Origin of the sequence: Pseudomonas sp. SC11, from assembly GCF_047039205.1 — a bacterium.
In the GTDB taxonomy this organism is placed as follows: Bacteria; Pseudomonadota; Gammaproteobacteria; order Pseudomonadales; family Pseudomonadaceae; genus Aquipseudomonas; species Aquipseudomonas boreofloridensis.
Genome location: NZ_CP178183.1, coordinates 4467685 through 4479981, shown reverse-complemented (window position 1 = coordinate 4479981; position 12297 = coordinate 4467685). Strand labels below are relative to the sequence as shown.

The window sequence follows — 12297 nt, the reverse complement described above, 5'->3', positions numbered from 1 at the left end:
CGGGGAACAGTCGCGTCCCGCATGGCCGTTCAGACTGGAAAAGCGGGCAGTGGGTTCAACGATGCCATCACGACTTTGTGACAGAGTATGGCACGCGCGAAACCTGTGGCGGTTTGCCGCATGGCTGCAGGCCAGTGCCTGGCTTCGGTATACTCCAGCCGATTGTCCTGGAGCACTCATCAGGAGAGCTCATGCTCGCCCCCGCACATCCGATGTCCGCCACGCGTCAGAACCTCTGGCGCCTGACCATCATCCGCATTCTGGTTCTGGCTGCCCAGGCAGGCTCCGTGGGCGTCGCCTACTGGACCGAGCTGCTGCCGCTGCCGTGGTTCTCACTGGCCGCCACCCTGGCCTTGTCGTCCCTGCTGTGTGCCTTCACCGCCCTGCGCCTGCGCCTGACCTTACCGGTGACCGAGCTCGAGTATGCCCTGCAATTGGCCTGCGACCTGCTCATCCACAGCGCCCTGCTGTACTACTCCGGTGGCTCGACCAACCCCTTCGTGTCCTATTACCTGGTGCCGTTGGCGATCGCGGCGGTGACCCTGCCGTGGATCTATTCGCTGCTGCTGTCGGGCATCGCGCTGGTCGCCTACAGCCTGCTGCTGGTGCAGTTCTATCCACTGGAAACGCTGCCGCTGGCGCGCGACACCATGCAGGTCTACGGCATGTGGCTGAGCATTGCTCTGGCGGCTGCGGTGATCACCTTCTTTGCCGCACGCATGGCCGAGGAGTTGCGTCGACAGGAGCAATTGCGTGCCGAGCGCCGCGAAGACAGCTTGCGCGACGAGCAGTTGCTGGCCGTGGCCACCCAGGCGGCCGGCGCGGCCCATGAGCTGGGTACGCCGTTGGCGACCATGAGCGTGCTGATCAACGAGATGCGCCAGGACCACAGCGATGCGCAGTTGCAGGAAGACCTCGCGGTGCTCCAGGACCAGGTCAAGCTGTGCAAGCAGACCCTGCAGCAATTGGTGCGCGCCGCTGAAGCCAATCGGCGCATGAACGTGCCCGAGCAGGAGGTCACGGCCTGGCTCGACGAGGCGCTCAACCGCTGGCACCTGATGCGTCCTGAGGCCAGCTACCGCTTCCAGCGCCTGCGCGACGGTCAGGTGCCTTCGCTGACGCCGCCTCCGGACTTGACCCAGGCGCTGCTCAACCTGTTGAACAACGCCGCCGATGCCTGCCCGGACGATCTGGAAGTGCGCCTGGACTGGGACGCCCAGGACATCCTGATCAGCATTCGCGACCATGGCCCCGGCGTGCCGGTGGCCATTGCCGAGGCGATTGGCAAACCCTTCTTTACCACCAAGGGCAAAGGCTTCGGCCTGGGCCTGTTCCTGAGCAAGGCCAGCGTGACCCGCGCGGGGGGCTCGGTGAAACTCTACAGTCATGAAGAGGGCGGCACCCTGACCGAGCTGCGCCTGCCCCATGGCACGCGAGGAGATGAACGATGAGCGACGAGAACCAGATCGAAAGCGAAGAGCTGCCGCACCTGCTGCTGGTGGATGACGACGCCACTTTCACCCGCGTCATGGCGCGCGCCATGAGCCGCCGCGGCTTTCGCGTGAGCACAGCGTCCAGTGCCGAGGCCGGGTTGGAATTGGCCCTGCAGGACCTGCCCGACTACGCCACGCTGGACCTGAAAATGGACGGCGATTCGGGCCTGGTGCTGCTGCCCAAGTTGCTGGAGCTGGACCCGGAAATGCGTGTGCTGATCCTGACTGGTTATTCCAGCATCGCCACGGCGGTGGAAGCGATCAAGCGCGGTGCCTGCAATTACCTGTGCAAGCCGGCCGACGCCGACGACGTGTTGGCGGCGCTGCTGTCCGAGCATGCCGACCTGGACACCTTGGTGCCGGAAAACCCGATGTCGGTTGATCGCCTGCAGTGGGAGCACATCCAGCGCGTGCTGGCCGAGCACGAGGGCAACATCTCGGCGACGGCGCGGGCGCTGGGCATGCACCGACGCACCTTGCAGCGCAAGTTGCAGAAGCGCCCTGTGCGCCGCTGAGGCTGCCTTCTGGCCCGATGGGTGCAGCCCGCCAGGACTGCGCCAACCGGGCCCATTCTGCGCAGGTCAGATCTGCCAATCTGACAGAAGTTTCTCTCCTAGAGCCCCGCGATCCCCGCAAATACCGGCCGTTGGCGTATCATCAGCGCCCTAAACGGCAAACCCCTTCCAGGATCGTGGCAATGCTCGCCCTTCTCATCCAGACGCTGAACATCACGGCACCGGTCTTCGCCATGCTGTTCCTGGGCGTGCTGCTCAGACGCATTCACCTGATCGACGACAACTTCATCAAAGTCGCCTCATCGCTGGTGTTCAATGCCTGCATGCCGGCGCTGTTGTTCCTGGGCATCTATCACGCCGACCTGTCTTCGGCGGTCAAGCCCGGCGTCATCCTTTACTTCATCGTCGCCACCTTGCTCGGCTTCGGCCTGTCCTGGGGACTGGCGATCTGGCGCAGCCCGCCTGCGGATCGCGGCATCTATACCCAGGGCGCCTTTCGCGGTAACAACGGGGTAATCGGCCTGGCGCTGGCCGCCAGCCTGTATGGCGACTACGGTATCTCCCTCGGCGCGGTGCTGGCCGGGCTGGTGATCCTGATGTACAACTCGCTGTCGACCGTGGTGCTGGCGGTGTACAGCCCGAGCCTCAAGTCCGATCCGTGGAGCCTGTGCAAAAGCATCTTCAGCAACCCGTTGATCCTCAGCGTGCTGCTGGCCACGCCCATGGCCTATGCTCAGGTGCCGCTGCCGAACTGGCTGCTCACCTCCGGCGATTACCTGGCGCAGATGACCCTGCCACTGGCGCTGATCTGCATCGGCGGCACCTTGTCGCTGGCGGCGCTGCGCGACAGCGGCAAGCTGGCGGTGGATGCCAGCCTGGTGAAGATGGTCTGGCTGCCGCTGTTCGGTACGCTCGGTGCCTGGCTCTGTGGATTCCGCGGGGCCGAGTTGGGCATCCTGTTCCTCTACATTGGCAGCCCGACCGCTGCGGCCAGCTACGTCATGGCCCGTGCGGCCGGCGGCAACCATGAGCTGGCCGCCTCGATCATCGTCATCACCACGTTGATGGCGGCGATCACCACCAATATCGGCATCTTCATCCTGCAGTGGGGCGGATGGATCTAGCCGTCGGCACCCTAGCCTCAATCACAAGAACTTCGCCATCAAAGGACACTTCATGCAAGACCAGAGCACGCCCGAGGGGTTGCAACGCGGGCTGAAGAACCGCCATATCCAGCTGATCGCGTTGGGCGGTGCCATCGGTACCGGCCTGTTCTTGGGTATCGCCCAGACCATCCAGTTGGCTGGCCCTTCGGTGCTGCTGGGTTATGCGATCGCCGGGCTGATGGCCTTCCTGATCATGCGCCAGCTCGGCGAGATGGTGGTCGAGGAACCGGTGGCCGGTAGCTTCAGCCACTTCGCCCATCGCTACTGGAGCGAGTTCGCAGGTTTCGTCTCCGGATGGAACTACTGGGTGGTCTACGTGCTGGTCGGCATGGCCGAACTGACGGCGGTGGGCATCTACGTGCAGTACTGGTGGCCCACGTTTCCGACCTGGGCCACGGCGGCGATCTTCTTCGTGGTGATCAACGCCATCAACCTGACCCAGGTGAAGGTCTATGGCGAGATGGAGTTCTGGTTCGCGCTGGTCAAAGTCGTGGCCATCGTCAGCATGATCGGCTTCGGTGCCTGGTTGCTGAGTACCGGGCATGGCGGCCCGGATGCCAGCGTGGCCAACCTGTGGCACTACGGCGGGTTCTTTCCCAACGGCATCACCGGATTGGTGATGGCGCTGGCGGTGATCATGTTTTCCTTCGGCGGCCTGGAGCTGGTCGGCATCACCGCTGCCGAAGCGGACGACCCGCGGCGCAGCATTCCCAAGGCGACCAATCAGGTGGTGTACCGCATCCTGATCTTCTACATCGGTGCCCTGGCCGTGCTGCTGGCGCTGTACCCGTGGCAGAAGGTGGTGCAGGGCGGTAGCCCGTTCGTGATGATCTTCCACGCGCTGGACAGCGATGTGGTGGCGACCGTGCTCAACGTCGTGGTGCTCACCGCGGCGCTGTCGGTGTACAACAGTTGCGTCTACGCCAACAGCCGCATGCTGTTCGGCCTGGCCAGCCAAGGCGACGCGCCGCGTCAACTGCTCACCGTCAATCGACGCGGCGTGCCGCTGGTGGCGCTGGGCGTTTCGGCGCTGGCCACTGGCCTGTGCGTGGTCATCAACTATGTGATGCCGGGCGAAGCGTTCGGCTTGCTGATGGCCCTGGCGGTGTCGGCGCTGGTGATCAACTGGGCGAGCATCAGCATCACCCACCTGAAGTTCCGCAAGGCCAAGCAGGCGGCGGGCATCGTGCCGTTCTACCGCAGCTTGGGACACCCGCTGACCAACTACCTGTGCCTGGCCTTCATCGTGTTGATCCTGGTGGTGATGTACCTGACGCCGCCGGTGCGCATTTCGGTGCTGCTGATTCCCTTGTGGATTGCCGCACTGTGGGTAGCGTTTCGCTTGAAGAAGCGCCGTCAGAGCGGCGCCTGATCCTGCCGAGCGGGCTGCTCAGTGCTGTCGGCGCCAGGCGCGAACGGTGGTGTAGAGCAGCACGGCACCGAGCACCGGCAGCACATACAGCAGCATCAGTCGTTCCAGGCGTTCGGCCAGCGGCAGGCCTGTGGTGAAGGCCACCACGTGCAGGCCGTAGGCCAGGTACAGCGCCAGGAACACCAGGCCCTCGGCGCGGGTGATGCGATAACCGGAATAGAACACCGGCAGGCTCAGCGCCGCGACGCCGAGCATGACTGGCAAGTCGAAGTCCAGGGCATTGGGCGAGATCGACAGCGGCTCGGGCGTGATCAGCGCCGTCAGGCCCAACACGCCCAGCAGGTTGAACAGATTGCTGCCGATCACGGTGCCCACCGCGATCTCGCGCTCCCCGCGCAAGGCGGCGATCAACGCCGCCGCCAGTTCCGGCAATGAGGTGCAGACCGCGACCACGGTCAAGCCGATGACGCGCTCTGACAGTCCCAGGTCGGTGGCGACCTCGACTGCGGCCTGCAACAACAGATGCCCGCCCAGGCTCAGCAATACCAGCCCACCGATCACCTGCAGTAACACTAAGCTCCAGAAGCGTGCGGCGCTGCGATGGCCTGTGTCCGGGGCCGGATAGGTGCGCGCGTAGTGACGTGACTGATGCCACAGCATGCCCAGGTAGCCGAGCAATCCCAACAGCAGCAACAGGCCTTCGAAACGGCCCAGCTCTGCGTTGGCGGCCAGCAGGTAGACCAGCGCACTGGCGGCGATCATCAGCGGAATGTCCAGGCGCACCAGTTGCCGCGAAACGCGCAGCGGGATGATCAGTGCGGCCAGGCCGAGGATCACCAGGACATTGAAGATGTTGCTGCCGATCACGCTGCCGATTGCCACGTCAGGCGCGCCCTGGTAGGCGGCTTGCAGGCTGACGGTCAGTTGTGGCGCGGTGCTGCCGAAGGCGACCAGGCTCAGGCCGATGATCAGTGGCCTGACGTGCAGGCGCACCGCCAGGCGCAAGGCGGCGCGTACCAGCAGCTCGGCGCCGAGCACCAGCAGCACGAGGCCCAGGCCCAATTGCAGGAGGCTGAAGGTGGGAAGGGTGGCTAGGTCGAAAATGGTACAGCTCCCGTCAGGTCAGTCGCTCAATCCTTGTACCCGCACGCGCGCCGTTCCGCTACGCAGCATGCCGATTTTTTCAGCGGCAGCCCGGGATAGGTCGATGAGCCGGCCGCGGGTGTGCGGACCGCGATCGTTGATACGCACCACGACGCTGCGTTGGTTGGACAGGTTGGTCACCAGCACCCGGCTGCCGAACGCCAGGGAGCGATGGGCGGCGGTCAGGCCATGCTGGTTGAAGGGTTCGCCGCTGGCGGTGCGGTTGCCGTGGTGGCGTGCACCGTAGTACGAGGCCGTGCCGGTTTCGTCGTAGCCGCGCGGATCGATGGCGTGGTTGGCGCAGCCGCCGAGGACGGCGAGCACAGCGAGGGGCAGAAAACGGATGAAGGAACGCATGGGTAGATCGGGTGCTCCGGTGCTGGCAGGTCAGGCGCAGAACCTGCAGGAGCGGCGCGAGGCCGCTCCTGCGAAGGTCACCCTTCGAGCTTGGCCTTGAGCAGTTGGTTCACCTGCCCCGGGTTGGCCTTGCCCTTGGAGGCCTTCATGGCCTGGCCGACGAAGAAGCCGAACATCTTGCCGCGCTTGGCCTCATCGGCGGCGCGGTACTGCTCGACCTGTTCGGCGTTGGCGGCCAGCACGTCTTCGAGCATCTTGTCGATGGCACCGGTATCGGTGACCTGTTTCAGGCCTTTGCTTTCGATGATGCCGTCGGCATCGCCTTCACCTGCAGCCATGGCCTCGAACACGGTCTTGGCGATCTTGCCGCTGATGGTGTTGTCGCGAATGCGCAGCAGCATGCCGCCGAGCTGTTCGGCGCTGACCGGCGACTGGTCGATCTCGACGCCCAGCTTGTTCAGCAGGCTGCCCAGCTCGACCATCACCCAGTTGGCCGCCAGCTTGGCGTCACCGCCGATCTTGGCCACCTGCTCGAAGTAGTCGGCCTGTTCGCGGCTGCTGGCCAGCACATTGGCGTCGTACGGCGACAGGCCGTACTGGTTCTGGAAGCGCTCGACCTTTTGCGTCGGCAGCTCCGGTAGCGAGGCGCGAACGGTGTCGAGGAAGCTCGGCTCGATGACCACTGGCAGCAGGTCCGGATCGGGGAAGTAACGGTAGTCGTTGGCTTCCTCCTTGCTGCGCATGGAGCGCGTCTCGTCCTTGTTCGGGTCGTACAGGCGGGTTTCCTGGACTACCTTGCCGCCGTCCTCGATCAGGTCGATCTGGCGCTGGATCTCGCTGTTGATCGCCCGTTCGATGAAGCGGAAGGAGTTGACGTTCTTGATCTCGCAGCGAGTGCCGAACTCGGCCTGGCCTTTCGGGCGAATCGACACGTTGCAGTCGCAGCGCAGCGAACCTTCGGCCATGTTGCCGTCGCAGATGCCCAGGTAGCGCACCAGCGCATGGATGGCCTTGACGTAGGCCACCGCCTCCTTGGCGCTGCGCATGTCCGGCTCGGAGACGATCTCCAGCAGCGGCGTGCCGGCGCGGTTGAGGTCGATGCCGGTGGCGCCGTTGAAGTCTTCGTGCAAGCTCTTGCCCGCATCCTCTTCAAGGTGAGCGCGGGTGACGCCAATGCGCTTGAGCGTGCCGTCTTCCAGGGCGATGTCCAGGTGGCCCTTACCGACGATCGGCAGCTCCATCTGGCTGATCTGGTAGCCCTTGGGCAGGTCGGGGTAGAAGTAGTTCTTGCGCGCGAACACGTTGCGCGGTCCGATCTGGGCATCGATGGCCAGGCCGAACATGCACGCCATGCGCACTGCCTCCTGGTTCAGCACCGGCAACACACCCGGCATGCCGAGGTCGACCAGGCTGGCCTGGGTGTTCGGCTCGGAGCCGAAGGTGGTGGCGCTGCCGGAGAAAATCTTCGACTGGGTGGCGAGCTGGGTATGAATCTCCAGCCCGATCACAACTTCCCATTGCATGTGTGAATTCCTCAGAAGCCGTTGGGGGCGCGGGTGTGCCAGTCGGTGACTTGCTGGTAGCGGTGCGCGACGTTGAGCAGGCGGCCTTCCTGGAAATACGGGGCCAGCAGTTGCACGCCCACCGGCAGGCCATCGACGAAGCCGGCCGGCATCGACAGGCCCGGCAGGCCCGCCAGGTTGGCGGTGATGGTGTAGACGTCCTCGAGGTAAGCGGCGACCGGATCGCTGCTCTTGGCCCCGAGTTTCCAGGCCAGGTTCGGCGTGGTCGGGCCGAGGATCACGTCGACCTGCTCGAAGGCCGTCATGAAGTCGTTCTTGATCAGGCGGCGGATTTGCTGGGCCTTGACGTAGTAGGCATCGTAGTAGCCAGCCGACAGGGCGTAGGTGCCGACCATGATCCGGCGCTGCACTTCAGGGCCGAAACCCTCGCCGCGCGAGCGCTTGTACAGGTCCGTGAGGTCTTTGGGGTTTTCGCAGCGGTGGCCGAAGCGCACGCCGTCGAAGCGTGACAGGTTGGAGGAGGCTTCGGCCGGGGCGATCACGTAGTAGGCCGGGATGGCATGCTGCATGTTCGGCAGGCTGATTTCCTTGACCACCGCGCCGAGCTTTTCCAGCGCCTTGACGCTGTTGTGCACCAATTCGCCGATGCGCGGATCGAGGCCGGCACCGAAGTACTCCTTCGGCAGGCCGATGCGCAGGCCCTCGAGCGGGGCGTTCAGGTTGGCGCTGTAGTCGGGTACCGGCTCGTCGACGCTGGTGGAGTCGTTCGGGTCGAAGCCGGCCATGGCTTGCAGCAACAGCGCGCAGTCTTCGGCGGTGCGGGCCATCGGGCCGCCCTGGTCGAGGCTCGAGGCGTAGGCGATCATGCCCCAGCGCGAAACCCGGCCATAGGTAGGCTTGAGACCGGTGAGACTGGTCAGGGCCGCCGGTTGGCGGATCGAACCGCCGGTGTCGGTGCCGGTGGCAGCGGGCAGCAGGCGTGCGGCCACCGCGGCGGCCGAACCACCGGAAGAACCGCCAGGCACGTGTTCGAGATTCCACGGGTTTTTCACTGCGCCATAGTGGCTGGACTCGTTGGCCGAGCCCATGGCGAATTCGTCCATGTTGGTCTTGCCGAGGCTGACCATGCCGGCCTGGGCCAGGCGTGCGACCACGGTGGCGTCATAGGGTGCGGTGAAGCTGTCGAGCATCTTCGAGCCACAGCTGGTGCGCACGCCCTGGGTGCAGAACAGGTCCTTGTGGGCGATGGGCGCGCCCAGCAGCGCACCGGTCTCGCCCTGGGCGCGCCGTTGGTCGGCGGCGCGGGCCTGTTGCAGGGCTTGTTCTTCGGTGATGCTGATGAAGCTGTTGAGCTGGGGGTCGAGCTGCTGGATGCGCGCCAGCAGCGTGCGGGTCAGCTCTTCGGAGGAAAACGACTTGTCGGCGAGGGCGCGGGCGATCTCGGCCAGAGTGAGTTGATGCATGGCAGGTTCTATCCCTTACTCGATGACTTTCGGAACCAGGTACAGACCGTTCTCGGTCGAGGGTGCCACCGCTTGGTAGCGATCACGCTGGTTGCTTTCGGTCACCTGGTCGGGACGCAGGCGCTGGGTGGCTTCGAGCGGGTGGGCCAGCGGCTCGATGCCGGTGGTGTCGACGGCTTGCATCTGGTCGACCAGCCCGAGAATACTGTTCAGGGCATCGGTAATGCGTGGCAGTTCGCCTTCATTGAGACCCAGGCGGGCCAGATGGGCGATCTTTTCCACGTCACAGCGTTCAAGCGCCATGGGGATCTCCAGGAAAAACAGAAACAGAATGCTTCCGTATTGAGGAACATGCCGGGATTCTGGCGGTCATACGGCCGCGATCATCGGCTGGCGTGCTCGGAAAAACTGCCAATTTACCATATTGGCTCCTTGCCCAAAATCCCTGCCATTGTTAGAGTTTGCCGCACTTTTTTACCCACGCTTTCCCCAGGGTCACTTTCCCATGTTCAAGAAACTGCGTGGCATGTTTTCCAGCGATCTGTCCATCGACCTGGGTACTGCCAACACCCTTATTTACGTGCGTGAGCGCGGTATTGTCCTGAATGAGCCCTCGGTCGTTGCCATCCGTACCCACGGCAACCAGAAAAGCGTCGTGGCCGTCGGCACCGAAGCCAAGCGCATGCTCGGCCGTACACCTGGCAACATTGCCGCCATTCGTCCGATGAAGGACGGCGTGATCGCCGACTTCAGCGTCTGCGAAAAGATGCTGCAGTACTTCATCAACAAGGTTCACGAAAACAGCTTCCTGCAGCCCAGCCCTCGTGTGCTGATCTGCGTCCCGTGCAAATCGACCCAGGTCGAACGCCGCGCCATCCGTGAGTCGGCGCTGGGCGCCGGTGCCCGCGAAGTGTTCCTGATCGAAGAACCCATGGCCGCCGCCATCGGTGCCGGCTTGCCGGTCGAGGAAGCGCGCGGCTCGATGGTCGTGGATATCGGCGGTGGTACCACCGAGATCGCGTTGATCTCGCTCAACGGTGTGGTCTATGCCGAGTCCGTTCGCGTCGGCGGCGACCGCTTCGACGAAGCCATCGTCACCTACGTACGCCGCAACTACGGCAGCCTGATCGGCGAGTCCACCGCCGAGCGTATCAAGCAGGAAATCGGCACCGCCTACCCAGGTGGCGAAATCCGCGAAGTCGATGTGCGCGGCCGTAACCTGGCCGAAGGCGTGCCGCGTGCCTTCACCCTGAACTCCAACGAAGTGCTCGAAGCGCTGCAGGAGTCCCTGGCGACCATCGTCCAGGCGGTCAAGAGCGCCTTGGAACAGTCGCCGCCGGAACTGGCCTCGGACATCGCCGAGCGCGGTCTGGTGCTGACCGGTGGTGGTGCCCTGCTGCGCGACCTCGACAAGCTGCTGGCCCAGGAAACCGGTCTGCCGGTGATCGTCGCCGAAGACCCGCTGACCTGCGTCGCGCGCGGCGGTGGTCGTGCGCTGGAGATGATGGACAAGCACGCCATGGACCTGCTCTCCAGCGAGTGAGTCGCGTGCCGTTCGCTGTTCGCTGAAATCCCCCGGTTTACAGGTGGCACACACAGTGCTACCTGTATGCGCTGGGCTGGCGTCCACTGGGCGTCGTTTCCGTCAACCCGCAGGCAGGTGGTTGCATTGACCCTGTGCAATGACCGCCTGAATCGTCGTCCACGAGGAACGGCCCATTAAACCGCTTTTCTCCAAGGGCCCTTCGCTGGGCGTTCGTCTGCTCGTGCTGGTGGTGATGTCGGTCGCGCTGATGGTGGTCGACTCGCGCTTCGACGTGCTTAAACCGGTGCGCAGCCAGATGGGGCTGGTGCTGATGGAGTCCTATTGGGTCACCGATTTGCCGCAGCGTTTGTGGCAAGGCGTGGCCGGGCAGTTCGGCAGCCGCACCGAACTGATCGCCGAGAACGAAAAACTCAAGACCGAAGCGCTGCTGTTGCAGGGGCGTTTGCAGAAATTGGCCGCGCTGACCGAGCAGAACGTGCGCCTGCGCGAACTGCTCAATTCTTCCGCGCTGGTCAACGAGAAGGTCGAGGTGGCGGAGTTGATCGGCGTCGACCCCAATCCGTTTACCCATCGCATCCTGATCAACAAGGGCGAGCGCGACGGCGTGTTTCTCGGTCAGCCGGTGCTCGATGCGCGCGGCCTGATGGGCCAGGTGGTCGAGCTGATGCCCTACACCTCGCGGGTGCTGCTGCTCACCGACACCACCCACAGCATCCCTGTCCAGGTCAATCGCAATGGCCTGCGCGCCATCGCCAGTGGCACGGGTAATCCGGAACGTCTGGAGCTGCGCCATGTGGCTGACACCGCCGACATCAAGGAAGGCGATCTGCTGGTGAGCTCCGGCATGGGGCAACGTTTCCCGGCCGGTTATCCGGTGGCCACGGTCAACGAAGTGATCCACGACTCCGGGCAGCCCTTCGCCATCGTTCGTGCCATCCCCACCGCCGCGCTCAACCGCAGTCGCTACATGCTGCTGGTGTTCAGCGACCGACGCACGCCTGAGCAACGCGCCACCGATGCGGCCATCGCGCAGGAGGAGGCCGATCGCCAGGGTGCCAAGGACGCTCATCCGGGCGCGGCGACCGGCCAAGCGCCGGCCTCGACCGGCAACGCGCAGGGCCATGCTCCAGCCGCGTCGGGTTCCTCGGCGCCGGCGCACGGCTCGTCCACCTCTCATCCGGCCGCCACGCCAGCAGCGCCGGCCCAGCCGCGGAGTGAATGATGGTCAGTACCCGTAGCAGAAATGGCTGGGCGATCTGGCTGACCTTCGTCATCGGCTTGTTGCTCAGCGTGACGCCGATGCCGCAATTCATGGAAGTGTTTCGCCCCATGTGGCTCGCTTTGTTGCTGGCGTTCTGGACACTGGCGGTGCCGAGCAAGGTCGGCATGACCACCGCGTTCGTCCTGGGGCTGGCCGAAGACGTGCTGTATGGCACCCTGTTGGGGCAGAACGCGCTGATTCTCACGTTGATCACGTTCCTGGTGCTGTCCTTGCAGCAGCGCCTGCGCATGTTCCCCATGTGGCAGCAAAGCCTGGTGATCCTGGTGGTGTTCGGCATCGCCCAGTTGATCCAGCTGTGGCTCAGCGCCCTGACCGGTAACCGCCTGCCGACCCTGGCGCTGGTCTGGTCGGCGGTGATCAGTGCCTTGCTCTGGCCCTGGATCAGCTTCGCCCTGCGTGGCCTGCGCCGACGCCTGCACATCCACTGACGCGTCGTC

Annotated in this window: 12 protein-coding genes; 7 read left to right on the top strand and 5 right to left on the bottom strand. The window is 64.4% G+C overall.

Features of this window, described 5'->3' with window-relative positions; translation table 11 throughout:
* Nucleotides 1-191: 191 nt before the first annotated feature.
* The 4 genes from ACK2SD_RS20015 (at nt 192) to ACK2SD_RS20000 (ending at nt 4546) form a co-directional block, all read left to right on the top strand.
* Entirely contained in the window at nt 192-1451 is a 1260-nt protein-coding gene (locus tag ACK2SD_RS20015) for an ATP-binding protein (RefSeq protein WP_039575560.1), read from the top strand.
* A complete protein-coding gene (locus ACK2SD_RS20010) occupies nt 1448-2008 on the top strand; it encodes a response regulator transcription factor (RefSeq protein ID WP_029613619.1) in 561 nt (186 codons plus the stop codon). The genes ACK2SD_RS20015 and ACK2SD_RS20010 overlap by 4 nt, the downstream gene beginning before the upstream one ends.
* 182 nt (nt 2009-2190) lie before the next feature.
* Nucleotides 2191-3132, top strand: coding sequence for an AEC family transporter (locus ACK2SD_RS20005; RefSeq protein WP_039575563.1), 942 nt, complete (start codon nt 2191-2193; stop codon nt 3130-3132).
* A 52-nt stretch (nt 3133-3184) separates the two neighbouring features.
* A complete protein-coding gene (locus tag ACK2SD_RS20000) occupies nt 3185-4546 on the top strand; it encodes an amino acid permease (RefSeq protein ID WP_412460666.1) in 1362 nt (453 codons plus the stop codon).
* Nucleotides 4547-4564: 18 nt separating this feature from the next.
* Here the strand turns inward: ACK2SD_RS20000 and ACK2SD_RS19995 are convergent, their stop codons facing one another.
* The 5 genes from ACK2SD_RS19995 to gatC all read right to left on the bottom strand — a co-directional run bounded on the left by ACK2SD_RS19995 (nt 4565) and on the right by gatC (nt 9335).
* Nucleotides 4565-5608: a calcium/sodium antiporter gene (locus ACK2SD_RS19995; RefSeq protein WP_412460665.1), complete on the bottom strand. Its 1044-nt coding sequence runs from the start codon at nt 5606-5608 to the stop codon at nt 4565-4567.
* Nucleotides 5609-5668: 60 nt separating this feature from the next.
* On the bottom strand, nt 5669-6046 hold the full coding sequence (locus ACK2SD_RS19990) for a septal ring lytic transglycosylase RlpA family protein (RefSeq protein WP_039575570.1): 378 nt from the start codon (nt 6044-6046) through the stop codon (nt 5669-5671).
* 77 nt (nt 6047-6123) lie between these two features.
* Nucleotides 6124-7569: an Asp-tRNA(Asn)/Glu-tRNA(Gln) amidotransferase subunit GatB gene (gatB, locus tag ACK2SD_RS19985; RefSeq protein ID WP_039575572.1), complete on the bottom strand. Its 1446-nt coding sequence runs from the start codon at nt 7567-7569 to the stop codon at nt 6124-6126.
* A gap of 11 nt (nt 7570-7580) precedes the next feature.
* Nucleotides 7581-9032, bottom strand: a complete 1452-nt coding sequence (gene gatA / locus ACK2SD_RS19980) for an Asp-tRNA(Asn)/Glu-tRNA(Gln) amidotransferase subunit GatA (RefSeq protein WP_039575575.1) — start codon at nt 9030-9032, stop codon at nt 7581-7583.
* A 15-nt stretch (nt 9033-9047) separates the two neighbouring features.
* Entirely contained in the window at nt 9048-9335 is a 288-nt protein-coding gene (gene gatC / locus ACK2SD_RS19975) for an Asp-tRNA(Asn)/Glu-tRNA(Gln) amidotransferase subunit GatC (protein ID WP_029613616.1), read from the bottom strand.
* Between the two features lie 202 nt (nt 9336-9537).
* Here gatC and mreB point away from each other — a divergent pair, with 202 nt between their 5' ends.
* The 3 genes from mreB (at nt 9538) to mreD (ending at nt 12288) form a co-directional block, all read left to right on the top strand.
* Nucleotides 9538-10575, top strand: coding sequence for a rod shape-determining protein MreB (gene mreB / locus ACK2SD_RS19970; RefSeq protein WP_039575577.1), 1038 nt, complete (start codon nt 9538-9540; stop codon nt 10573-10575).
* A 223-nt stretch (nt 10576-10798) separates the two neighbouring features.
* Nucleotides 10799-11800, top strand: coding sequence for a rod shape-determining protein MreC (mreC, locus tag ACK2SD_RS19965; RefSeq protein WP_412460664.1), 1002 nt, complete (start codon nt 10799-10801; stop codon nt 11798-11800).
* Nucleotides 11800-12288 (top strand): rod shape-determining protein MreD, encoded by a 489-nt coding sequence (gene mreD / locus ACK2SD_RS19960; RefSeq protein WP_039575581.1) that lies wholly within the window; start codon nt 11800-11802, stop codon nt 12286-12288. The genes mreC and mreD overlap by 1 nt, the downstream gene beginning before the upstream one ends.
* Nucleotides 12289-12297 lie beyond the last annotated feature (9 nt).

Coding starts and splice junctions, on each gene's coding strand:
- ACK2SD_RS20015 (WP_039575560.1), top strand. CDS start 192: ATGCTCGCCCCCGCACATCCGATGTCCGCCACGCGTCAGAACCTCTGG.
- ACK2SD_RS20010 (WP_029613619.1), top strand. CDS start 1,448: ATGAGCGACGAGAACCAGATCGAAAGCGAAGAGCTGCCGCACCTGCTG.
- ACK2SD_RS20005 (WP_039575563.1), top strand. CDS start 2,191: ATGCTCGCCCTTCTCATCCAGACGCTGAACATCACGGCACCGGTCTTC.
- ACK2SD_RS20000 (WP_412460666.1), top strand. CDS start 3,185: ATGCAAGACCAGAGCACGCCCGAGGGGTTGCAACGCGGGCTGAAGAAC.
- ACK2SD_RS19990 (WP_039575570.1), bottom strand. CDS start 6,046: ATGCGTTCCTTCATCCGTTTTCTGCCCCTCGCTGTGCTCGCCGTCCTC.
- gatB (WP_039575572.1), bottom strand. CDS start 7,569: ATGCAATGGGAAGTTGTGATCGGGCTGGAGATTCATACCCAGCTCGCC.
- gatA (WP_039575575.1), bottom strand. CDS start 9,032: ATGCATCAACTCACTCTGGCCGAGATCGCCCGCGCCCTCGCCGACAAG.
- gatC (WP_029613616.1), bottom strand. CDS start 9,335: ATGGCGCTTGAACGCTGTGACGTGGAAAAGATCGCCCATCTGGCCCGC.
- mreB (WP_039575577.1), top strand. CDS start 9,538: ATGTTCAAGAAACTGCGTGGCATGTTTTCCAGCGATCTGTCCATCGAC.
- mreD (WP_039575581.1), top strand. CDS start 11,800: ATGGTCAGTACCCGTAGCAGAAATGGCTGGGCGATCTGGCTGACCTTC.